Source organism: Paenibacillus agricola (assembly GCF_011440305.1).
GTDB lineage: Bacteria > Bacillota > Bacilli > Paenibacillales > NBRC-103111 > Paenibacillus_S > Paenibacillus_S agricola.
In genome coordinates this window covers 342,936-363,717 of sequence record NZ_JAAOIW010000006.1, presented here as the reverse complement: position 1 = coordinate 363,717, position 20,782 = coordinate 342,936, and the positions used below count along the sequence as shown (strand labels likewise).

20 protein-coding genes and 1 riboswitch are annotated in these 20,782 nt (G+C 47.6%); of the genes, 6 read left to right on the top strand and 14 right to left on the bottom strand.

Going from position 1 to position 20,782, the window contains the following annotated elements; all coding sequences use genetic code 11:
- Positions 1 to 56: 56 nt before the first annotated feature.
- Positions 57 to 890: an AraC family transcriptional regulator gene (locus tag G9U52_RS18975; RefSeq protein WP_243767424.1), complete on the bottom strand. Its 834-nt coding sequence runs from the start codon at positions 888 to 890 to the stop codon at positions 57 to 59.
- A gap of 142 nt (positions 891 to 1,032) precedes the next feature.
- Between G9U52_RS18975 and G9U52_RS18970 the strand changes: the two genes are divergently transcribed.
- On the top strand, positions 1,033 to 3,321 hold the full coding sequence (locus G9U52_RS18970; protein ID WP_166152263.1) for an FAD-dependent oxidoreductase: 2,289 nt from the start codon (positions 1,033 to 1,035) through the stop codon (positions 3,319 to 3,321).
- 207 nt (positions 3,322 to 3,528) lie between these two features.
- Here the strand turns inward: G9U52_RS18970 and G9U52_RS18965 are convergent, their stop codons facing one another.
- Together G9U52_RS18965 and G9U52_RS18960 are read right to left on the bottom strand one after the other, a co-directional pair.
- On the bottom strand, positions 3,529 to 4,554 hold the full coding sequence (locus tag G9U52_RS18965) for an HD-GYP domain-containing protein (protein ID WP_166152199.1): 1,026 nt from the start codon (positions 4,552 to 4,554) through the stop codon (positions 3,529 to 3,531).
- A gap of 324 nt (positions 4,555 to 4,878) precedes the next feature.
- A riboswitch (cyclic di-GMP riboswitch) is annotated at positions 4,879 to 4,961 on the bottom strand.
- Positions 4,953 to 5,270, bottom strand: coding sequence for a hypothetical protein (locus G9U52_RS18960; RefSeq protein WP_166152198.1), 318 nt, complete (start codon positions 5,268 to 5,270; stop codon positions 4,953 to 4,955). (Overlaps the previous riboswitch by 9 nt.)
- A gap of 258 nt (positions 5,271 to 5,528) precedes the next feature.
- Between G9U52_RS18960 and G9U52_RS18955 the strand changes: the two genes are divergently transcribed.
- Complete coding sequence (locus G9U52_RS18955; RefSeq protein ID WP_166152197.1) at positions 5,529 to 5,870, top strand: DUF1904 family protein; 342 nt, start codon at positions 5,529 to 5,531, stop codon at positions 5,868 to 5,870.
- A gap of 90 nt (positions 5,871 to 5,960) precedes the next feature.
- Here G9U52_RS18955 and G9U52_RS18950 read toward each other — a convergent pair whose 3' ends face one another.
- Positions 5,961 to 6,155 carry an alpha/beta hydrolase gene (locus G9U52_RS18950; RefSeq protein ID WP_166152196.1) on the bottom strand — a complete coding sequence of 65 codons (195 nt, stop codon included), beginning with the start codon at positions 6,153 to 6,155 and terminating at the stop codon, positions 5,961 to 5,963.
- Positions 6,156 to 6,804: 649 nt separating this feature from the next.
- Here G9U52_RS18950 and G9U52_RS18945 point away from each other — a divergent pair.
- Positions 6,805 to 7,011, top strand: coding sequence for a TM2 domain-containing protein (locus tag G9U52_RS18945; RefSeq protein ID WP_166152195.1), 207 nt, complete (start codon positions 6,805 to 6,807; stop codon positions 7,009 to 7,011).
- A 105-nt stretch (positions 7,012 to 7,116) separates the two neighbouring features.
- Here the strand turns inward: G9U52_RS18945 and G9U52_RS18940 are convergent, their stop codons facing one another.
- On the bottom strand, positions 7,117 to 7,413 hold the full coding sequence (locus G9U52_RS18940) for a hypothetical protein (RefSeq protein ID WP_166152194.1): 297 nt from the start codon (positions 7,411 to 7,413) through the stop codon (positions 7,117 to 7,119).
- 211 nt (positions 7,414 to 7,624) lie between these two features.
- On the opposite strand from G9U52_RS18940, the gene G9U52_RS18935 reads away from it, so the two are divergent.
- Entirely contained in the window at positions 7,625 to 8,200 is a 576-nt protein-coding gene (locus tag G9U52_RS18935; RefSeq protein WP_166152193.1) for a TetR/AcrR family transcriptional regulator, read from the top strand.
- An 88-nt stretch (positions 8,201 to 8,288) separates the two neighbouring features.
- Entirely contained in the window at positions 8,289 to 9,056 is a 768-nt protein-coding gene (locus G9U52_RS18930; RefSeq protein WP_166152192.1) for an SDR family oxidoreductase, read from the top strand.
- Between the two features lie 183 nt (positions 9,057 to 9,239).
- Here G9U52_RS18930 and G9U52_RS18925 read toward each other — a convergent pair whose 3' ends face one another.
- Complete coding sequence (locus G9U52_RS18925) at positions 9,240 to 10,007, bottom strand: phytanoyl-CoA dioxygenase family protein (protein WP_166152191.1); 768 nt, start codon at positions 10,005 to 10,007, stop codon at positions 9,240 to 9,242.
- A 144-nt stretch (positions 10,008 to 10,151) separates the two neighbouring features.
- Here G9U52_RS18925 and G9U52_RS18920 point away from each other — a divergent pair, with 144 nt between their 5' ends.
- Complete coding sequence (locus tag G9U52_RS18920) at positions 10,152 to 10,925, top strand: AraC family transcriptional regulator (protein ID WP_166152190.1); 774 nt, start codon at positions 10,152 to 10,154, stop codon at positions 10,923 to 10,925.
- Positions 10,926 to 11,082: 157 nt separating this feature from the next.
- Here G9U52_RS18920 and G9U52_RS18915 read toward each other — a convergent pair whose 3' ends face one another.
- The 8 genes from G9U52_RS18915 to G9U52_RS18880 form a co-directional block, all read right to left on the bottom strand.
- A complete protein-coding gene (locus G9U52_RS18915) occupies positions 11,083 to 12,615 on the bottom strand; it encodes an extracellular solute-binding protein (protein WP_166152189.1) in 1,533 nt (510 codons plus the stop codon).
- Positions 12,616 to 12,743: 128 nt separating this feature from the next.
- Positions 12,744 to 13,616, bottom strand: a complete 873-nt coding sequence (locus G9U52_RS18910; RefSeq protein WP_166152188.1) for a carbohydrate ABC transporter permease — start codon at positions 13,614 to 13,616, stop codon at positions 12,744 to 12,746.
- Between the two features lie 18 nt (positions 13,617 to 13,634).
- Positions 13,635 to 14,594, bottom strand: coding sequence for an ABC transporter permease (locus G9U52_RS18905; RefSeq protein WP_166152187.1), 960 nt, complete (start codon positions 14,592 to 14,594; stop codon positions 13,635 to 13,637).
- Between the two features lie 148 nt (positions 14,595 to 14,742).
- Positions 14,743 to 16,548 (bottom strand): cache domain-containing sensor histidine kinase, encoded by a 1,806-nt coding sequence (locus tag G9U52_RS18900; RefSeq protein WP_166152186.1) that lies wholly within the window; start codon positions 16,546 to 16,548, stop codon positions 14,743 to 14,745.
- On the bottom strand, positions 16,545 to 16,811 hold the full coding sequence (locus tag G9U52_RS18895; protein ID WP_207953062.1) for a helix-turn-helix domain-containing protein: 267 nt from the start codon (positions 16,809 to 16,811) through the stop codon (positions 16,545 to 16,547). The genes G9U52_RS18900 and G9U52_RS18895 overlap by 4 nt, the downstream gene beginning before the upstream one ends.
- A 7-nt stretch (positions 16,812 to 16,818) precedes the next feature.
- Entirely contained in the window at positions 16,819 to 18,105 is a 1,287-nt protein-coding gene (locus G9U52_RS18890) for a response regulator (protein ID WP_166152184.1), read from the bottom strand.
- 441 nt (positions 18,106 to 18,546) lie between these two features.
- A complete protein-coding gene (locus tag G9U52_RS18885) occupies positions 18,547 to 19,335 on the bottom strand; it encodes a LamG domain-containing protein (RefSeq protein ID WP_166152183.1) in 789 nt (262 codons plus the stop codon).
- Positions 19,336 to 19,541: 206 nt separating this feature from the next.
- Positions 19,542 to 20,744 carry a TolB-like translocation protein gene (locus tag G9U52_RS18880; protein ID WP_166152182.1) on the bottom strand — a complete coding sequence of 401 codons (1,203 nt, stop codon included), beginning with the start codon at positions 20,742 to 20,744 and terminating at the stop codon, positions 19,542 to 19,544.
- Positions 20,745 to 20,782: the final 38 nt, after the last annotated feature.

The window sequence follows — 20,782 nt, the reverse complement described above, 5'->3', positions numbered from 1 at the left end:
TGAATAAGGTTCTATATTCACTGGCAGTAATCTTTACTGCTTCAGCACCCTGAAGCTTAAACCCGATGCATATTACGGTACAAGGAGGGGCTAATGCCCTTTTTTTTGGAAAACATCCGGCTTAAATAAAAGCCGTTTTCGTAGCCACAGCGCTCAGCAATTTGCTCCAGTGTCATCTCCGTTTCTAGCAGCAGGGTCTGCGCCTTCTGGATCCGCATGGCAGTCAAGTAATCCATCGGAGTTGTCCCATAGGCCGCTTGGAATTTCCGCGAAAATTGCACGGGGCTGAGGTCCAGACTGGCGCCCAGCTCTCGGAGGGCCACCTGCTTAAACGCATGCTGCTGCAGCCACCCGGCCGCTTTGAGCATAGCAGGATCAAGCTGGCGCTGCTTTTGCTGCTGACGATGCTCGGATTTAGCCAAATCATGCTCGACCCTATATTGCTGCCATAAATCCTGCAAATAGTGATTCCACAGCAGCGACCTCTGCTCATCTTGCAGCCTGCCTAGCTGGTGGATATACAAGTAGGTGGATGACAGCCGGTTGCCGTCTGTCCAAGTAAGATGGACGGGAAGCTCCGGATCGCCAGATGGATGATGCTGGTCCAAAGACCCAGCATATGGCTGTGCCTGCCAGCCTAATGTAATAAAATGAAAAGAAACCGGCTCAGCCACCTCACGTTCAAACAGCGTACCAGGCGGGCATAAAATCGCATCCCCAAATACAGCGGTTCCCGCCACCTCTCCAATCCTGTAATGAAAAGAACCTTCCTCAACCGCAAACATAACCCAGTCGGGATATTGATCCTGTTTTAACTGAAATTTAGCCTTCCGATGCCAAAAAACAGCATGCATAAATTGAGGCTTCCATTCCCATAAGAGCAGCGGCATTTTGTCCCTCCTTAGGCTTTGGCGTTTACTAAATATGAAATTACGGATATGCCTAATGTTAAATATGTGCATGTTAAATGCGAATATCAACATTTATAATGAAATAATAGATATTATCCATTATACTCTTGAGGTGACTCTAATGAAAAGTGAAACTGTAAAAACCGATATTACCATCATTGGCGGCGGCTTGTCCGGCGTGAATGCGGCGGTCGCGGCAGCCCGCCTTGGGCAGACTGTTGCCTTAGTCCAAAACCGTCCGGTGCTGGGCGGCAATGCTAGCAGCGAGGTTCGCGTCTGGGTATGCGGGGCTACCTCCCATGGCGTTAACCGTTTTGCCCGAGAAACGGGTATTATGGGTGAAATGTTCGTTGAAAACCAATACCGCAACCCTGATGGCAACCCGTATTTATGGGATATGGTGGTGCTGGAAACCGTACTCGCAGAGCCAAATATCCAGCTGTTCCTCAATACCGATGTGCATGAGGTAGAAGCCGATGGCGATGAGGACAACCGCCAAATCCATTCGGTTACGGGCTGGATGATGGGGTCGGAACGCCGGATTCGTTTTGAAAGCGCATTATTCCTGGATTGCACGGGTGACGGGCTGGTTGGCTTTCTTGCCGGTGCCCAGCACCGGATCGGCCGTGAAGCTAGGGCTGAATATGGCGAGGAATGGGCTCCTGAGGTAGCCGACAATATTACGCTTGGCAGTACGCTGTTATTTTATACGAAGGATGTCGGGCATCCCGTCAAATATGTTCCACCTAGCTTTGCCAAAGATATTGCTGCCACCACCATCCCGCTTAAAAGAGTGATCCGCAGCGGCGACAACGGCTGCAGCTATTGGTGGATCGAGTGGGGCGGCGAACTGGATACGGTACATGAGAATGAACGCATCCGTGATGAGCTATGGGCGGTTGTTTACGGCATTTGGGATTATATTAAAAATTCGGGCAAATTCGAAGCCGCGGAAACGATGACGCTGGAATGGGTAGGATCGATTCCCGGGAAGCGGGAATACCGCCGTTTTATCGGTGATTACGTGCTGAACCAGCATGATATTATCGCGCAGCGGGAGTTCGAGGACACTGTCGCCTTCGGGGGCTGGTCGATTGACCTGCATCCCCCAGGCGGAATGTATTCCACGGAGAGCGGCTCGAAGCATCTGCACCCTGACGGGATTTACCATATCCCGTTTCGCTCGCTGTACTCCGTGAACGTGTCGAATCTGATGTTCGCCGGGCGCAACATCAGCGCTTCGCACGTTGCCTTCGGCACGACGCGCGTCATGGCGACGTGCGCCGTCATCGGCGAAGCCGCGGGCACCGGCGCAGCGCTTGCCGTACAGCACGGCGTTACGCCGCGCGTCGTGTACGAGCAGCATCTGGTGCAGCTGCAGCAAACGCTGCTGCGCCAGGACGCCTCCGTCATCGGCCTGCACAGCAGCGATGACGCGGACCTGGCACGCCGGGCGCAGCTTACGGCGTCAAGCACGCTGCGGCGGCTGGCCGTCGAAGACGCCGCCGAGCGCTTTGCGCTGCAGGGCGACGTCGCCCTGCTCGTGCCCGTGGCGCCGGAGCTGCAGCGCATTGAGCTGCTGCTCGATGCGGCTGCGGCGACGACGCTCGAGGTCGAGCTGTGGAACACCGGCCGTGCGGAAAATTATATTCCGCACCGGCTCGAAGCGAGCGGCCTAGCCGAGGTACCCGCTGGGGAACGCCAGTGGGTCAGCGTGGCGCTGGCCTGGAAGCCAGATGCCGCACAGCATGGATTTATCATCGTCAAGGCGAATGAACAGGTAGCACTACATCTATCCCACCAGCCACAAACAGGTGTGCTTTCCTTCATTAGAAACACATCGGCCGTTTCTATCGATTTTGGTAACCATGATCCGCAGGAGCAGGTCGTGCAATGGAGCATGAAAAAGGTCGTACGCAAGCCCTTTTGCTTCCGATTGTACCCAGAAACCTCCGCTTTCGAAGTGGAGCATGTGACAGACGGTTATCTGCGCACCTATGGTGAGCCCCACCTTTGGCTATCCGAGGCCTTGAATACCTTGGATCCGTTGACAGCTTCAGATGGTTCGAGCCCTTCAAATGCTGTGCCTGCTTCGCTGGAGCTTAGCTGGCAGGAGTCGGTGCAGATCCGTGAAGTCCATCTTGTATTCAATGATGATGTCAATGAGGATTTGATCAATCTGCACCACCACCGCACGGATTTCGAGATCATTCCCGAGCTCGTCCGCGATTACCGGCTGGAGGTAGAGATCGATGGGAATTGGGTTGCAGTTCTACGGGAGCAGGCTAACCGTAAACGCAAACGAGTCCACCGCCTGAATACAACGATCCTCACAAATAAGCTGCGCCTAGTTGTTGAAGCAACGAATGGAAGCGCCCATGCCGAGGTTATTGAAATTCGCGTGTATTAAAAAGCAGCTTCAAGCCTATATATGGGCTCATCCCTGAAAACGAAAAGGGCTCCAGACTCCACTTGGTTAAGTGAGCCTGGAGCCCTTTTCCCTATGCAGGATCGTGTGTGTAATGCCCAATATGCAAGCAAGCCCTTTTTGGCTCCAGATATCATCACTAAGGGGATCGCATCGCCAATCAGCCGCTCTCCCGATGTTTTTGATCGTTTACACCTTCATCAGCTTTTCAATAAATAAAGCTGGTTCTTTACTTAAATCAATAAAGCCCGCTTGCGTCTCCACCAACGGATTCACGGGGTTACGATCATTGAGCAGCACAATTCTGCCTGTTCGTCCATCGGATAAAAGAACCTCACAGCCTATCAAAAAAATCATCAACTTTTCCATAAAACAGTGTAAAATATGAGGGTCCATTGCCCCGTAGGCATGAAGCCACATCTTCCTTAATACCTCATATAAAGGCAGCTCTTTTCTATACAATCTTTGGGAGGTCATCGCGTGGAATACATCCGCAATAGCGACAATTTTACTCATCAGGTCCATCTTGAGCCCGATGATTCCAAACGGATAGCCGCTACCGTCCTCGCGTTCGTGGTGCTGCAAAGCAACAAGCGCAACCCGCTCGTCTACATCCGGCTGCCGCATTAAGCAGTCATAGCCCAGCTGCGGATGGCGTTTAATTTCCTCATATTCTTCGGGATCCAGACGACCTGGCTTCTGCAGGATTGTCGGAGAAATATAAAGCTTGCCCAAATCATGCAGCAAGCCTGCCATCGCCAATCGCGATATTTCGGCTTCGGGGAGGTTCAGCCAGCCCCCAATCATAGCTGCCATCATGGATACGCCTGCGCTATGCCTGTAGGTGTAGTCATCTGCCTTTTGCAAGTTCAGCATAAAACCAATAAGCCCAAAATCCTTGGACAAACCGCAAAGGGTGGGCAGGATTGTCTGTTTAATTTTGTCAAAAGGAATATGTCCAGTATGTTCAATTTCGGCAAATATTTGCTTGACCTCCAGCACGGATTGATCCACAATCTGTTCCATTGATCTTTGTGATGGGGAAGGCTCCAAATCCTCGTCGCTAAGTTGAATCTGGTGGTCAGCCAATACGCGGATCACCTTCTCATTAATCAGCGAAGCTGCCGGAAGCAGCAAAGCATGATGGGAATTATAAATATTTTTATTGATTCGGCGACCTGCGATGGTATCCAAATTTTTTTTACTTTTACTCATTACTATATATTCTCCCTTGTGTGCAGCCAAATGGTTGTTAGCTTGCTGGCAGGCTGTTATCTCAGCGTCTAGGAAGTTCGGAGCCTTTTCATAATCCAAGCCTTGTCAATCTTCTCATTCTGTACCGGGGTATACACATCAACACACAAAATTTTCCACACAGCAATCGTCCTGAAAATAGTATGCCCACCACAATTTTTTTCATGGCCTTCAAATGTGACATAGAGCTGGTTTGCCTGCCTACAATAGCAACCAAAAAAAAAGCATCTCTCCCGGAACACAGGGAAAGATGCCTCATGACAAGCCCATCTATTTTCTCCCATTTTCGGTAGCATGGCGACCATAGATTCCTCATTAGGTCCATTGCTTTGCGTCCTTGCCTTTCAACAAGTTTGCTATTATCGAATGTGGTTATAACAATTAAAATTCTTCAATTTCTTCCATAGTTGGCAATGCGCGGAGCACACCTCGGCGTGGTCGTTGTGAGAGCGCCAGCCTTGCCCAAGGTTACGATAACCGCCTTCACTCCCATGCCCAGAAGCAATTAATTGCACAGCTCCTTCAGCCTCAAGGGCTGCTGTCGCTCGGAACGGCTCCGCGGCCATCGGCACAGAGCAGAAGTGGTACACAGCCATCTCGTTGAGCCACGCCGCGTCCGGCTCTGCGTGATCGAGGAACATACCCCTCATGGGATCCAGCTTCCAGGAACTGTTCACCTTGGCAACCAATTTTGCAGAATTTAAGAGCAAACATCGATTCATGCTCTCCGTTAATGATTATTTATTTCAAATTAGGTCTATCGACTCTTGAGTTAGTCCAATTATAACATATTAGAGAACTAACGGCATATGAAAATCTGCTAATCTTATTATAATTAGTCATATTAAGTCACATTAAGTCACATTGACAATAGAATGAAACCATAGTACGATTTGGACGAATCTAAATAAGTTTAAAATTAGGGAGATATCTGTATGCCTTATTTGCGTTTTAAAGGATTTCCCAAGCCTTACCTGCAAACTATTGCTCCTCGTATAGCAACGGAATTTTCCCAGCTTGTTGGCGTTACCCAAGAAATGGTTAAAATTGAGCTCCTGCTTACAGAAACGATAACCGCTGTACCACATAGCTTGGAAATTCTTATGTTTCCTAGGCAGCAAGAGGTACATGATGCCGTAGCAGCCACAATAAACCAAATACTACGGGAGTCCGGTTATCATCTCGTTCATATTTTTTTCATTATTTTGGACCCCCATGTTTATTACAAACATGGCGAGCCTTTAGCCCTCCATCCTGCCAAGGATGATACTGTCTAGGAACGAAGTCCAGCTAAAGCCTGCAGCATACATCCCTCTAATGAGGTTGGACCTGTATGAGCTGCCGCTTCGCTATCGAGGATCACTGCTTTATCTGCCATTGGCTTGCAGCATGGTCACCCTCTGCGGACCATAGCTTCCGAAGCCCGCCGGAAGCCCTGCTGTACGCAGACTGCCTTTCTTTTCTGGGCATGAAGCCAAGAACCAAACTTCCTTCAGCCGCTTTGGATGCTTCAAGGCATAACGTGCAGCCATCACACCGCCAAGCGAGCGCTCGCCTACCACAAAGGCTCGGTCTGTTGTGCTTCGATAATCGCATCAGCCTTGTTTGACCCCATCACAGCGAGATTTAAAGGCATTCACGATCCACGTGCAATAGCCTCCCTGCGCTAGCAGGCTTGCTAACGGTGCATAGCTCACGGGGCGAACGAGCCCACGGATAAAAGACCACATCCGACTGCTCATCAGCTTCCGGCTGGAACATAATCCAAATCCCCACTCTCCGTGACCGTAACGCCACTTCCGCCTTTTATCGCATCCAACACCACCCTATCTGGTTCATATGGTTTCAAGTAAATCATGATTGATCCCCTAACCTTTGATTTGAGTTTCCATCCTCCCTTTTCCTATATAGCTATTACGCCAAAAAACCGCAGTCTTTCCTCAAGCTTCAATCAGATATAAGAGTTACTCCCTTAATTTACAGATTATTACTAAAAATTTTATATTTTTCACAAAAAAGAACCTATTATATTTCAAATTCACTTAAAAAGTATGTAACTAAAGTCATATTTATCACTAAATAGTAATAAAATTAAATTTTTTGTCGATATAATGTAGCACTATAACTTTAGTTACATGTATAGTCGGCATTATTGCATTAATATATGAATTAACTTGCAAGAGCAAGAACATGATTAAGGGAGCGATAACGATGAAATCAAAAGTTACTGCAGGTATTCTCGCTATTTTATTGGGCGGAATTGGTGCTCACAAGTTTTACTTAGGTAAACCTGGAATGGGTATTTTATACCTCGTATTCTGCTGGGCAATAATCCCTTCAATCATTGGTATAATCGAAGGCGTTCTTTATTTGACTAAAACCGAACAAGAGTTCCAAAATAAATATGTAACAGCTTAGGCTGTAATTAAATAAATGGATATCCTGAATTCAAAAGCACCGGTTCAAATCGTAAAATTACGATTTGAACCGGTGCTTTTATTTGTTGAATAAAAGGGGTCAAGATTAATATTCCTTCGGTTTTTGAGCAGCCGTCGCCATGAGTAGGACTCCCGAGGTTAAATGTAAAATCCAGCCTACAAATGGAATCCAAGCTAGTAAGGAAGTTACAATGCCTACAACAGATCCATATATAGGCTCTTTATTCTGGGAGGAAAGGACTAAAGTTATTATATGTAAAGCAAACATAACTACTAAAGCCAGGTACGAGGTCCCCAATACAACGAAACCGCCTAAAACAGGAATTGCCAAAAACAGTTCAAGTCCTCCTGTCACCCATTTCAATACTTTAGAATTACTCACACTAGCGCCCCCAGATTAATTTTTCCTCATCATTGTAACAAATCAAGAAAAAATTGGATACATTTATTTTGTAGTTATTTGTAAGATAAAGATTTAATTGATGTCATGTAAAAAGCGGCTGTCCCATAATCATGAGGCATCCCTGCAAAATTTTATCTTTACCGATCGTTCTCAATATGATATTGTTATCTCATAACAAGGGGGTGCAGGCATGGCCAGAAGCAAACAATTCGACACAGATGAGGTCTTGGGCAAGGCCATGAGGCTGTTTTGGGAGCAAGGCTACGAGCATACATCCATGCAGGATCTTGTCGAAGGGATGGGCGTTCACAAGCGAAGCCTGTATGATACGTTCGGTGACAAGCATTCTCTCTTTCTGAAGGCATTGGATCGTTATGCGGATACGATTGGCGAACCGCTTATCAGGAAGTCAAAGGCAGAGCCTTCTGCTAAGCAGGCTATTCGTGGATTATTCGAATACTCACTGATCGACGACGGTTCCCGCCCGAAAGGCTGCATGATCGTGAATTCTGCGACAGAGCTAGCTCTTCGTGACCCCGAAACAGCTTCCCGTGTGAAAAGAACTTTCTCAAACTCAGAACAGCTGCTGTTGGAGCTTGTGCAGTATGGGCAACAGTCTGGAGAAATCGAAGCCCGGCACGATGCCCGCAGGCTGGCTCTAACACTGGCCAATGCTTGGGTCGGTTTGCGTGTTCAGGCTAGGGTTGCGACGGACCACGTCCAGCTGCGAGCAATCATAGACGGTGCGCTCGCTATGCTGGACTAAATTTTTTTATCTTTTCTGCACCGATCGTTCTCAATAGAAGGAGTAGATCAACCCTTGTATTTTCAATCATAAAAGGAGGCAATTAAACATGGAGAACCAAAAGACGAATTTACAAGGCAAGGTAGCATTTATAACCGGAGCCAACCGGGCAATCGGCCTGGAGACGGCACGGGGGCTTGCCAAGCTTGGGGCAACGGTCATTATCGGAGCACGAGACACTGAAAAAGGTGAAGCCGCCGCCGAGTCACTGCGAGTCGAAGGGCTAGCCGCCGAATTTCTGCTTAACGATTTAAAACGGCCGGAAGACGACCAGACCGCTTATGACTATATTGCTAATCGTCACGGAAAATTAGATATCCTGGTCAATAATGCCGGCATTATGGTAGAGGCTCCAAGCGCGTCGGATATCGGGGAGAACGAGACAAGCAAGCTTCCTATGGAACAGCTCCGGGAGACGTTTGATATCAACTTCTTTGCCCAGGTTCGGCTGACACAGGCATTACTGCCATTAATCCATAAATCTGCATCAGGCAGAATCGTTAATCTTTCCAGTGTATTGGGGTCACTAACTCTCCATGCCAATCCTGCTTCACCCATCTATTCGCTCAAAGCGTTTGCCTACAATGCAACCAAAACGGCGCTTAATGCGTTTACGGTTCACTTAGCGCATGAATTAAGGGATACAACCATCAAAGTCAATTCCGCACATCCGGGCTGGGTGCAGAGCGAGCTGGGCGGTAAGTTGGCGCCGCTTGGAATTGAGGACGGAAGCCTGACGAGTATTCTCCTTGCAACGCTTCCAGACGACGGGCCGACCGGCGGCTTTTTCCATATGGGCGAGGCTTTGCCTTGGTGATGTAGGATGATTATGTAACAAACTCTACTTTGAAATGAATTCGGTGCAAAAAGAACCTCCACTCCACTTAAATCGTGGATAAGGAGGTTCTTTTGCTTGCAATTTGGGACAGGCTCATCCGTATTTGCCCTTTTGGGACAGCCTCATAATACCATCTAGGTTTCTTAGCGTTAAGTTTCTTACTTAGTAGAAATAATACTCTGCAGGATCTTTGCCCTTTAGGTTATAACGCTGGTAATGCTGGTAATGCGCCTTGTAAAGCTGGCCGTTTTTGGCAGGTGAATAGGTTAGATACATTTGCTTGCGGCTTTTCTCTGACAAATTCACGCCACTTTGATGCGGGGTGAAGGAATGAAAAATAATAATATCGCCGGGTCGTGTCTCCACAATTTCACCTGATCTTGGATCCACTCCAGCAATTTCCTCTTCGTTCATATTACGTAATTCACCCTCTGTCGAAAGCAGCTTCTGATGATACCCGGGAAACAGCTCCAAGCCGCCATTTTCCTTGCTCGCTCCATCAATAGCAATCATCACAGAGATTAAGCCCTCAATTGGAAATCCCTGCCACCATGAACCATCCTGATGCATGGAATATCCATTGGCTCCCGGAAGCTTAAAAATGAGCTTATCTTTAAACAATAACGGCTCATCCAAGTATAGGTCACGCAAGGGAGCTAAGATCCGTTCATCGTTGACAAGCTTATCAAATACGGATGAGATGTCGTGACATGGATCCATTCTTTCCAGCTTAATGTCACCGTTCGCATATTTTTTATGGCCTGCACGAATATTTTTGGGATCGGTGTAGTCCTCCAAAGTCATTAGGCGGTCGCATTCAACCTGCATCAATGTTGCCTCGCTAGGTGTAAACACATCCCGCAGTACCAAATAGCCTGTGTCCTTATAGCTTTGTAATTGCTCATAGGTAAGAAAATTTAAACGTTTCATTTGAAGTTCCCCTTTCACTTTTTAAGCATGTAGTGGTTATAATTATTCTTGCTCACAACTCAATCATACAAGCAATTATTTACTTTTTACATGCATTGGTTTACTATAATTTATATACTTTTTTGCAGAAATGTGGTGATTTTCATGAAAAGCTTTGGAAATCTTAGAGTTAGGCGTTATCATTACAGCCACAGCCTGAAGGAGTTTATGCTCGCCGAGGATACTTATCAGCATTGGGTGATATTGGCAGCACATTCAGGCCGTTTTCTTTACTCGCTAGATGGCAGCCCGCCTACTCAAGAGGCCATTCTGGGCGACCTCGTCTTTTGTCCAGCTGGTCAAACGCTGCGCAGGTATATGCTGGAGCCAACCGCCTTTCATTTTATTGAATTTGAAGTGTACGGTTCCTGGCCTGCAGGCAAGGTAAAAATACATGATCTGGAACGGCTCTCCTCGACGTTCCAATTCCTGAAGGAATTGCGCGATGAGGCACCAGCAGCCAGAGCTGAAGCTGAAGCGCATCTGATAAGCGACCTTCTTTTTCTAACAGCCAGAGAGGGGAGGGTTTCGTCGCAGCTGCAGCAGCGCACCGCTGACCCTTTAATGCACGAAGCGGCCGCTTATATTCAGCAGCACGCCTGTGAGACTGAATTGTCGATGCAGCAGCTTTCGCAAAGCATTGGACTTAGCGCTTCGCAGTTAACACGTCGCTTTCAGTCCACCTTCTCCTCGACTCCCGTTGAATATGCAACACAGATCAGGCTACAAAAAGCGCGCAGGCTACTGCTGGAATCCCTGCACACGCTTGATGATATCGCTGTGCAATGCGGCTACCAGAACGGCTTTTACTTTAGCCGGCTGTTTACAAAAAAAATGGGCATCAACCCTTCGGAATTCCGGCGCAAGCATCGTATTTAAATTTAAGCAAAACGGGATCTGATTTCTATTGCTTTACTCCATAGGGTGACTCAGCATAATGCCAAACAACGGAAGATCTGACCACTTACAGATCAGTTCCTTCCGTGATTGGCGTAAACTGTTGAGGAGGTGTTTTTAATCGTTTACTGCTGATCCACTACTTCTTCACATTATAAGCGTCATTCAAAGCCTTCAGTACTTCTTCCCCTCCCGCTTTTTTCCACTTGGATACATACTCGTCGAATGCCGTTAACGGCAGCGCACCGGAAATGATTTTCAAATAGTATTCCTTTTTCAGATCAAGTAGCTCTTTGGTTTTCTTGTCGACCGCTTCAATCGGAGGCACCATATCCAGTACATTTTCGTACTTCGAATATTTAATGGTTGGCTCGAAATAAGGAGCAAAGCCTTTTTGCTGCATCCGTTGTGTACCTAGCTCTACAGTATCAAATAGGTTGTAGTACACACGGTACCGAATGCTTTCCGCTTCCTTAGTAGCGATAAACTGGCCATCCTTCTTGTTATAATGCTTGCCTTCCTCACCAAATGAAATATAGTCGATAATTTCCTTCTCGGATATTTTATTTAGGAATTTGATAGCTTCCTTGGCGTTTTTGCTGAATTTAGGAATCACAAAATATTTAGTTGTCGAGGTCGCCTTAGCTACACCGGACATCCCATTTTTACCTGTTGGTGGGTCAATGTACACGAGCTTGGAATTGGGCTCTTTGCTTTTCAACGCATCGTCAATTGTCTTGGCATCCGGCCAGCCAATGGTGGACATTGCCGCTTTGCCACTGACGAGCTTTTCCTTTAGATTGTCATTTTTGTTGACCAATGATTCCTTATCCAGCAAGCCTTCACTGTAAAGCTTGTTAGCAAAAGTCAAAAACTCTTTAGCATCATCAGTAACCGGGTTATAAACAACCTTACCATCTGTGGCCGAGTAATCGACAGCCTGTCCGAAAGCGCCTGCAATCGCCTCAAGCGAAGTAAGGTCGCCACCACCCTGCGCCAAGGCACCGCCAAATGGTACCGCATCCGGCTTTTTCTCTTTCAAAGCTTTTAAAGCCGCATAAAATTCATCCAGTGTTTTCGGTTCCTTAATTCCAGCAGCATCCAGCCAATCCTTCCTAGCCATAAGCCCCTTTGTCGGTGTATTAAAGGTTACCGTACGGATTGCATAAATTTTGCCGTCATAGGACGCGGATTTCCACTGCTCGGGTGTTAAGGATCCTTTGATGTTGGGACCAACCTCGTCCAGAAGCGGATCCAATGGAGTTAGCAGTCCTTGCTGCAGGAAGCTCCCGAAGGTCGGCTTGTCGCCGATGACGATAATATCCGGTGTGTCTCCGGATGCCATGAGCACGTTCAGCTTTTGCCTTGCCGCTTCAGCATCCTTGGGCAGCAGCTCCCATTGCGTGTTGTAGCCAGTTTTTTCGCGGATCGCATTGACGATTTCATTGTTATTAACATCGGAGCCGCTTGGAAATTCCTCTACATTGTTGGGAACTAGCAGCTTGATGGTTGGCTTGGCTCCTCCTGCTGCTGGCTGCCCGCTTGGGCTCGTGCTTGCTTGTGGTGTGCTTGTCGCTCCCCCGCAGCCTGCAAGTGACAGACCTAGAAATACAGTAGGCAGCAAAATACTTACGCTTTTTTTGATGTTTGATTTTTTCGTGACCGCTTTCATTTTGTTCATCCCCTTATATTTATTAGTTTACGAAGCACAGCGATGCTCAGCAGAATGGCTGCTATTCACCGTACTTCGGGTTCAACCCTTCGGCCATTGTTGCGAGTTTAGCCTTCTTCATGTAACATTTAACCCTTTACAGCTCCAAGCGCAATCCCTTTCACAAAATATCTTTGCAGGAACGGGTATACGATAACAATCGGCAATGTTGCCGCTACTACGGTAGCACCACGAATCGATTCCAGCGAGACATGTACCTGTGCAAGTACATCCACATTATTGCTTGCATCCGACGCGCTGAGAATCATTTCTCTGAGAAACACCTGCAACGGCAGCAGCTTATAATTGTTGATATACATCAAAGCGTCAAAATAGCTATTCCAATATTCAACCGCACAGAACAGCCCAATCGTCGCGATAACCGGCATGGCCAGTGGGATCATAATCGAGAACAGGATTCGCAGATTGCCTGCGCCATCCATCTTGCCGGATTCCTCTAAACTGTCCGGGATACTGTAGAAATACAGCCGGACAATAATCATATTGAAAGGGCTTACGAGCGTCGGAATAATCAAAGCCCATAATGTGTCGAGTAGCCCTAAGCTTTTAATAACGAGATAGGTTGGAATTAACCCCGCTCCAAACAGCATCGTAAACACATACAGCATCATAATCGCTTTTTGCCCTCTAAGCCTGCCGCGTGACAGCGCATAGCCGGTAAATACGGTAAGTGTAACATTAATAATCGTGCCGACTACGGTTATAAAGACCGAATTCCCAAATGAGCTTAAAAACTTCTGGCTCCCCAGTACTACTCTATACGCATCCAAGTGGAAGCCAATCGGCCATATGAATACATCTCCCGCTATGACGGCCCCCTCTTGGCTGAAGGATTTGGCAACAATGTTCAGCACAGGAATTAAGCACAGCAAAATGATCATACATAAAATAATGTAATTAAATAGCTCGAATGCGATTTCATTTTTTGTTTTTAAGCGCATGATGCCCTCCCCCTTTCTTTACCATAAGCTGCGCTCGCCGAATTTTTTACTAACGGCATTAGCCGTTATAATCAGGATCATCGCGATTAGCGACTGGAACAGCCCAATAGCCGTGGTGAAGCTGTATTTCATCTCGCCAAGTCCAACACGGTATACATAGGTTCCAATTACATCCCCCACATTGTAGACAAGCGGGCTGTAGAACATAAGCACCTGCTCCAGATCATTCGATAAAGCATTGCCGATCCGCAGCATAATGATAAATACGATAACACTGCGAATACCGGGCAGGGTCACATGCCAGATTTGCCGCAGCTTGCCTGCGCCATCCATCTTGGCTGCTTCGTATTGCTGTGGGTCAATCGAGACAATCGCCGACAGGTAAATGATTGAGGACCAGCCTGTCTCCTTCCATGCAGCCGAAACGACCAACAGGCTACGAAAAAACCGTTCGTCAGCGATCACCAGCACATTTTGCAGGCCGAGAAAAGCGAATACTTCTCTTAAAATTCCCGTTTGCGGTGAAAGCAGATTGATAAAAATCGCGCTGATGATAACCCATGACAAGAAATGTGGCAAATACGTAATCGTCTGTGTTAAACGCTTGAAAGCCAGATGGCGTACCTCATTAATCATCAAGGCAAGTACAATCGGCAAGGGAAACTGAAAAAATAGCTTATAAAAATTGATCAGTAACGTATTGCCCAGCACTGTATAAAATTTCGGACTATCAAAAAGCTCCTGGAAATACTTGAATCCCGCCCACGGGCTGCCCCAAATGCCATCAAACAAATTATAATCCTTGAAAGCGATCACAACACCAAACATTGGTGTATATTTAAACAGCAATAAAACTAACAGCCCTGGCAACAGCAGCAAATACAGATCGTAATCCTGCCGCAAATCCTTTAGCCAGGTTCGCCGTTTAGCTTGGGTGCGTTCTACTTTCTGTTGTGCTTTCACATTTACATTTTCCATACAAGGTAGCCCTCCTTTCTTCTGTCCATGCTTATTGGTATCGCTTACATATTGTTTATACGTTTATCATACACAAAAATAAAAGCCCCGGTAACGGGGCAAAGCTACGAATAGGTGCACTATTCTACTCACTTATGTGTGATCTGGTCTATACCAGGAAGACCCGCCTTTCCTTTCGTAAAGTCAGCTTAACCGCCGTGCCCATCCCCGGCTTGCTCCAAACCGCCACACCACAATCCTGGCCATAGGAAAGCACGAGCCGCTGGTGCACATTACGCAAGCCGTAGCCGGTTCCCGTCTCCTCAAATAAAGTCGCAACGGTGTCACGATCCATCCCTACTCCATCGTCAATGACCGTAAATTCGATAAAATCCCCGATGATGGTTCCCTTAATTGAAATGTTCCCCTGTTTATCCGGCTTTTTGTTAATGCCATGAATAATTGCATTCTCCACGACCGGCTGCACAATGAGCTTAATGATCTGCATGCTCGACAACTCAGCATCGATATCGGTATGAAACCCCAGCAAGCCGTCGAAGCGGACATTTTGGATGTCCATGTAAGCACCCACATGCTCCAATTCTTTTTCTACTGTCAGGATATCATTTCCTTTATTTAAGCTAATCCTGAAAAATTTGGACAAGCTCGTCACAATTTGCACAATGTCCGGCTCGTTATTGCGAAATGCCATCCACTTCACCGTATCCAATGTATTGTAAAGAAAGTGACTGTTAATGCGCCCCTCCAGCACCTTCATCTCTTCCTGCTGCTTGCTGATCGTAATTTTGTATACTTCCTCGATCAGGTTATTGATTTCCGCAGACATCCGGTTAAAACGCCGCTGCAGCAGCGAAATTTCGTCATTGCCGCTAACCTCTACCATTTCCCCGAAATTCCCCTGCTCAATGCCTTTCATTTTCTCAGCCAAAATATGAATCCGGTGCGTGATTTTGCCCGATAACAGAATCGACAACGCAATTGCCACAGCTATTAATAGTAAAGTCAGGCCAAAAATAAATATGCCCAACAGCGTGCTCTGGTCCGTAATATTCATAGTCGGAATCAGCACAACCAGCTTCCAATCGAGCTGCTCCACTGGATAAACCAAATACAGGTACGGTTTTCCTTGGATGCCGATTTTTTGGTAGCCTTGGCTTACCATAGGCTGGCTTTGCAGCTTCTGCTTGAGCTCCTCCCAGCCAATAGCTGGTGTATCCTGCTTATTCGTATAGGCTGTAATCAACGAGTCCTTATTGACGAGCATCGCCTGATAGGGGAGGGAAAGGCTCATATCCCGCAACACTTCATTTAACGTATTCTCATCCATATCAATCGCCACAGCGCCAAGCACATTATTAACCTGGTCAAAATCCTTCATTAACCGATGCAGCGAAATGACTGATTTGTAGCCACTCGATAAATAGGCTTGCTGCCCGACATAGCTCCATTTCATAAGCCCAGGCTGGCCTAGCAATTCGTCATTCAGCTTTTGTGCATCCTCTTTGGTAGAGGTGAAAATATTGCGATTCTCTGTTGCATACAGCGGATTGCCCGGCACAAATAAGCGGATACGGAAAATATTGCGATTTTTCTCCAGATTCGTAATAATCTCGGTTAAGCTTTTGTAGTCCTCATATACCTCGGATATGGACAGCTCTTGGGACGCCGCTTTGCGAACAATTTTTTGCAGCTTCTCATTGGTGTAGATCAGCTCCGAAATATTTTCCACTTCTCTCAGCCGGTAGGCAATATTAATCGAGGTTTGCCGAAGCGCCTCCAAATAAGCATGGCTGGTCTGCTCCTGGATGATTGAGGAGGATTTTTGGTAAGAAAAAAAACCAATGCTAAGCGTGGGGACCAGCACAATCAGGATAAAGGCAATAAGCAGCTTGTGCCGCAGCTTGATGCGGCCATCAAAGAGTGACAGACGACGCAGGACCGTATTTTTTATCATTGGTCACGGTACGCTCTCGGGCTGTCTCCGACCTCTTTTTTGAACAGCTTGGTAAAATATTTAACGTCCTTATAGCCTACCTTCTCAGCAATTTCCTGAATTAGCAGGTTACTCTCCGAAAGCAGCCTCTTGGCATGGTAAATCCGCGTCCTGGTCACATAGTCGTTTAAAGTAGTCCCCGCTTCCTTCTTAAATAATGTAGCCAAATAGTTCGGCGATAAATGCACCTTGGCCGCCAAATAGGAAATTGACAGCTCCTCCATGTACAAGCTATGAATTCAAGTCCATAATACTGCGGACGACTTTGCGTTGGTCAGGCTTGCTGTGAATCAGGTCGGCCAAATGATCCAACAGGTTCACCATGTATTCTTCTAAATCCTCATCGGTGAGACAGCTACCCATCGCTTCTATACTTTCCGAAACAAAATCGACATTACCCGATTCCACCAGCACGGCGAAGCGCTGCTTGATCTGCATCAGCAAAATGCCGCAAAATGCTTGCAAATAGGGTACCTGCTGCCGATCAAATTTGCGAAACCAGTCAAAGTATAAGCGGATTGAATATACCCTATTCATCTGGTCATTGTTCTCAAGCTCCGTGATGACCGCTTCCTCCAGCGCCGCTTTGCGCTCGAAAAACTGCTCCTGCTCGGCCTGTAGCTGCGGGGAAAGCTTCGGCTGCTCGTGATCCCACGGCTCGCTGTCACTGTAGCTCTTTCCCTCGCTTTCGCTGAGCAGAGAACGCTGGATCATTGAGGTTCTTGCTTGTCTGAACGATTCATGGATTTGCTCCAGGCTGTTCACCGGGGAGCCCACGCGCAGCTTGATCTGCTGATCATGGATCCATTGCCGCTTGGCTGGCTCATCCAGTCCGCTTGTGCGGTCAGCCAATCCGCCATATTTGCCCTTGCCTAGAGGGAAAATATGCAGCAGCCGCAGCTTCTCTTTAATCCCCTCCTGGAGGGGCGCGTAGCCAGGCAAACATTCCAAATAAACGGCACGGAAGGGCGCTTGCTGCTGCAATGCCTCCATATCGAGATATTCGCCATGGATCGACCATTCCTCAGGCGTTTGCTTGCTCAGGCAGCAGTCCTGTAGAAAGCGCTCCATCACGAGTGATTGGGAGCTGCTAACCTGAATCTCCAGCTTTCTGATGCTTTCATTATGGTCGCGGTCCGCGTCGCAAGCTTTTTTCGCTTTAATAATCACCTGCTGGAGCTCCTCGGTATCGAATGGCTTCAGCAAATAGTCCGTGACCTTAAGCTGCAGTGCCGATTTCATATACGACCAATTCTCATGCCCGCTGATCACAATGACCTGGGGCTGCTTTTCCATCGCCTCATCACGCAGCCTGCTCACGAATTCGATCCCGTCCATACCATACATCACTACATCCGTTAAAATAATATCAGGCCGCAGCGCCTGCGCTAATTTCAGCGCAGCCGCTCCGTCAGCCGCTTCCCCGATAATCTCAATTCCAAGAGAGGGCCAGTCCAGACAAGCCTTCAGTCCCTCAAGAATAATCGTCTCATCTTCCACAAGCATCATCGTATACATCTGGAGCCCTCCCTTGAAAGCCGTAATTTTGTAGCCACGTTTGCATCATAGAAGATTTATAAGGTTTTCGTCAATGGGAGAAGTGAGGTGAATAAGGACCACTGGTATTCCTCCGATTACTGTTGTTCAAGGATTTTTGATTGTATAAACCATTTAGAGGTAAAAATCCATGAACAAAGGCACCGCTTCGCTATCTCCATAACACCCCTGCCGCTCCGCTTGTTATTCACTATTCCTCCGATTACTGTTGTTCAAGGTTTTTTGATTGTATGAACCATTTAGAGGTAAAAATCCATGAACAGCCTATGCTTACGAAGTCGCTTTCTTACAGAAAGCGTGTAGGCACCGCTTCGCTATCTCCATAACACCCCTGCCACTCCGCTAGCATTCGCCACAATTTAGATGGCTCTGCAAGGTGCTGCTGATCATGTGCTAACCGCCTTATGCTTTTGGCATAAACCGCTGCAAATCTGCGATTTGCTGTTCTGACAAAGCACGGTTGAATACCGCAAGCCCTCCCAGCAAGCCGCTGTAAAAATTGCCGGGTACGCCTGACCGATCCACCGCGCCTACGGTAAAATCCGCGCCATCCTCACCGCCATCAAACAAGCCGCCCTCGTACAAATAAGGATTGAAGCCTTCGCGCTCATCAAGCTTGCCATCCAGATAGCAGCGGGCAAAGGTGCCATCGTAGGTAAATGCTAAGCAATGCCATTCTTCCTTGCTGACGGCTGTGCTGCCAAGAGCCGTCGTCATGCAATATTTATAGCCGGGCGTTGGACCGCCTATAGCCGACACATGACCGCCAATCTGATCCTTGCTGTCCCATATTTGCAGATCCAAAAACATGCAATATTGCCGTTGCTTCTTGGATTCGTTCCACATCCCGGCAACGGCCTGGCAGCCACGATCCTCCCGCTCGCTCCGCTTCACCCACGCTACAATTGTCAAATCGCTTGATGCTCCGCTAAAATTAAGCTCAGGGCAATCTTTTCTAGGCAGATTAAGCCACTGCCCGAATTCCAATCTGGCGCTGTAGTCGCCCAGTATGCCTTCTTCCACTCGCTGGATTGGCTCGGCGGACATCTCCTGCAGCGTATAGATTTGCTTGCCTTGAGACAGGCGTGGCTTGCCGGCCTCCTCCTGAAAATCCCATACGGCTACCAACGCCGGGTTGTTTAATAGATTTGCCATCAATTGTTCAGCTAATGGTCCTGCTTGTTTGCTCATCTTGATCCCTCTTTCTTATCTTCATTTAAGTGGCTCCAATTAAGGATATTTCCAGACTACACGCTTCACCGGAACCGAACCATACACTTCCCGCGCATCCGTTTTATACTTTTTTTCGTTGTGTCCTAGATTGAATAAGAAAAAGCCCCCTACGCGGATGGAAGAGGGCACTGATGTAGATTATCGAAAAAGCACAAGTAACCTCACTAATGATACGTAGCCATCACCTCGCGCAGGTCCATCGCGTAGATGTGTCGAGAGCCTTCATGCATCGAGTCGAAGGTGATGCCTGTTCCTTCCCGGTTCCACCGGGGATGCAGGTCGCAGCGGATATCGGTGCCGCTATCGCCGATCGCTTTATTCAGCAGCGGATCGGAATAATAGGAGCCGAGCGTGATGCCTTTTTTGCTGGCAGGCTGGTACAGATACAAATGGCGGTAGTCCTGCTCGTCGGGGTAGCTGTCATACAACACCCATGCCCTGTCCGGTGAATAGCTGCAATGGCCATCCTCCAGGAAGTAATCCTTGTCGATCGCAACCGGTTCATCTGTCGTTCCATCGGGGTACAAATACAGCTGGTCACCTTCCCCGTTCGCACTATGCAGCAGCAGATGCACGGGGTCCTTCCAATGCAGATGGGATGCGTATTCGTAGGTGGACAAGGCATGCAAGCCGCTTCCATCCGCATTAGCGGTTAACGTTGCGGTAACCCGCCGCTGGTCAGGGCCTTGCTTGGATCGTGCCAGGAAGACAAACCGTGTGCCATCCGTATTGAAATTAATATGGTTAAGCGTCAGCTTCGCTTCCTCGAGCCTATAGATCGGCTCAATAAAATTCCATATTTCATCGAGGCTGAGCACCTGCTTGCTTGCTCCTGATTGAAGGTCGATCAGCCTGATCCCATCATCCGCAGGGTGGTTCTGGTTCAAATAAGGATCTGCAATATCGACATATCCGTAGCCTGGGCGATAATTAAACATTCGGCTGAAATTAATGCTTACCGCATAGTTTCCAGTCGGATCTACATTGGCAATCGGGGCATCCAAATACCGGATATCGCCCGTATGGATATTCATCACGGTTCCTCGATAGGCACCATCCTTGAGCGAATTGAACAAAATTTGCTCATTCGGCGCATTCGGATCCCATTGGAGCATGGAGCCTTGTTGAAAATTCCATGCCCTTGTCTCGATGAGCGGGATCATTCGTCCTGTGTTGAGCTCAATCATCCCGAGCTCGATTTGATCTCCAGGTGCTTGGAGGCGGTTCATAAAGTCCAACCTATGATACAGATGATACTGACCGTTCTCGCTGAACGCCGGGTTATCGTAATAGCCAAAAAAGAATTGCCCCTCCCCGCTTGTAATTCGAGTAGACTCAACGATTTCTGTTTTTAATACCATGGACATGCTACACAGCTCCTCTTTTAGAAAGAATGGTAAACGTT

Bases quoted from the DNA above. Each gene is read 5' to 3' on its own strand.
- G9U52_RS18975 (WP_243767424.1), bottom strand. From the start codon at position 890: ATGCCGCTGCTCTTATGGGAATGGAAGCCTCAATTTATGCATGCTGTT.
- G9U52_RS18970 (WP_166152263.1), top strand. From the start codon at position 1,033: ATGAAAAGTGAAACTGTAAAAACCGATATTACCATCATTGGCGGCGGC.
- G9U52_RS18965 (WP_166152199.1), bottom strand. From the start codon at position 4,554: ATGAGTAAAAGTAAAAAAAATTTGGATACCATCGCAGGTCGCCGAATC.
- G9U52_RS18955 (WP_166152197.1), top strand. From the start codon at position 5,529: ATGCCTTATTTGCGTTTTAAAGGATTTCCCAAGCCTTACCTGCAAACT.
- G9U52_RS18945 (WP_166152195.1), top strand. From the start codon at position 6,805: ATGAAATCAAAAGTTACTGCAGGTATTCTCGCTATTTTATTGGGCGGA.
- G9U52_RS18935 (WP_166152193.1), top strand. From the start codon at position 7,625: ATGGCCAGAAGCAAACAATTCGACACAGATGAGGTCTTGGGCAAGGCC.
- G9U52_RS18930 (WP_166152192.1), top strand. From the start codon at position 8,289: ATGGAGAACCAAAAGACGAATTTACAAGGCAAGGTAGCATTTATAACC.
- G9U52_RS18925 (WP_166152191.1), bottom strand. From the start codon at position 10,007: ATGAAACGTTTAAATTTTCTTACCTATGAGCAATTACAAAGCTATAAG.
- G9U52_RS18920 (WP_166152190.1), top strand. From the start codon at position 10,152: ATGAAAAGCTTTGGAAATCTTAGAGTTAGGCGTTATCATTACAGCCAC.
- G9U52_RS18915 (WP_166152189.1), bottom strand. From the start codon at position 12,615: ATGAAAGCGGTCACGAAAAAATCAAACATCAAAAAAAGCGTAAGTATT.
- G9U52_RS18910 (WP_166152188.1), bottom strand. From the start codon at position 13,616: ATGCGCTTAAAAACAAAAAATGAAATCGCATTCGAGCTATTTAATTAC.
- G9U52_RS18905 (WP_166152187.1), bottom strand. From the start codon at position 14,594: ATGGAAAATGTAAATGTGAAAGCACAACAGAAAGTAGAACGCACCCAA.
- G9U52_RS18900 (WP_166152186.1), bottom strand. From the start codon at position 16,548: ATGATAAAAAATACGGTCCTGCGTCGTCTGTCACTCTTTGATGGCCGC.
- G9U52_RS18895 (WP_207953062.1), bottom strand. From the start codon at position 16,811: ATGGAGGAGCTGTCAATTTCCTATTTGGCGGCCAAGGTGCATTTATCG.
- G9U52_RS18890 (WP_166152184.1), bottom strand. From the start codon at position 18,105: ATGTATACGATGATGCTTGTGGAAGATGAGACGATTATTCTTGAGGGA.
- G9U52_RS18885 (WP_166152183.1), bottom strand. From the start codon at position 19,335: ATGAGCAAACAAGCAGGACCATTAGCTGAACAATTGATGGCAAATCTA.
- G9U52_RS18880 (WP_166152182.1), bottom strand. From the start codon at position 20,744: ATGTCCATGGTATTAAAAACAGAAATCGTTGAGTCTACTCGAATTACA.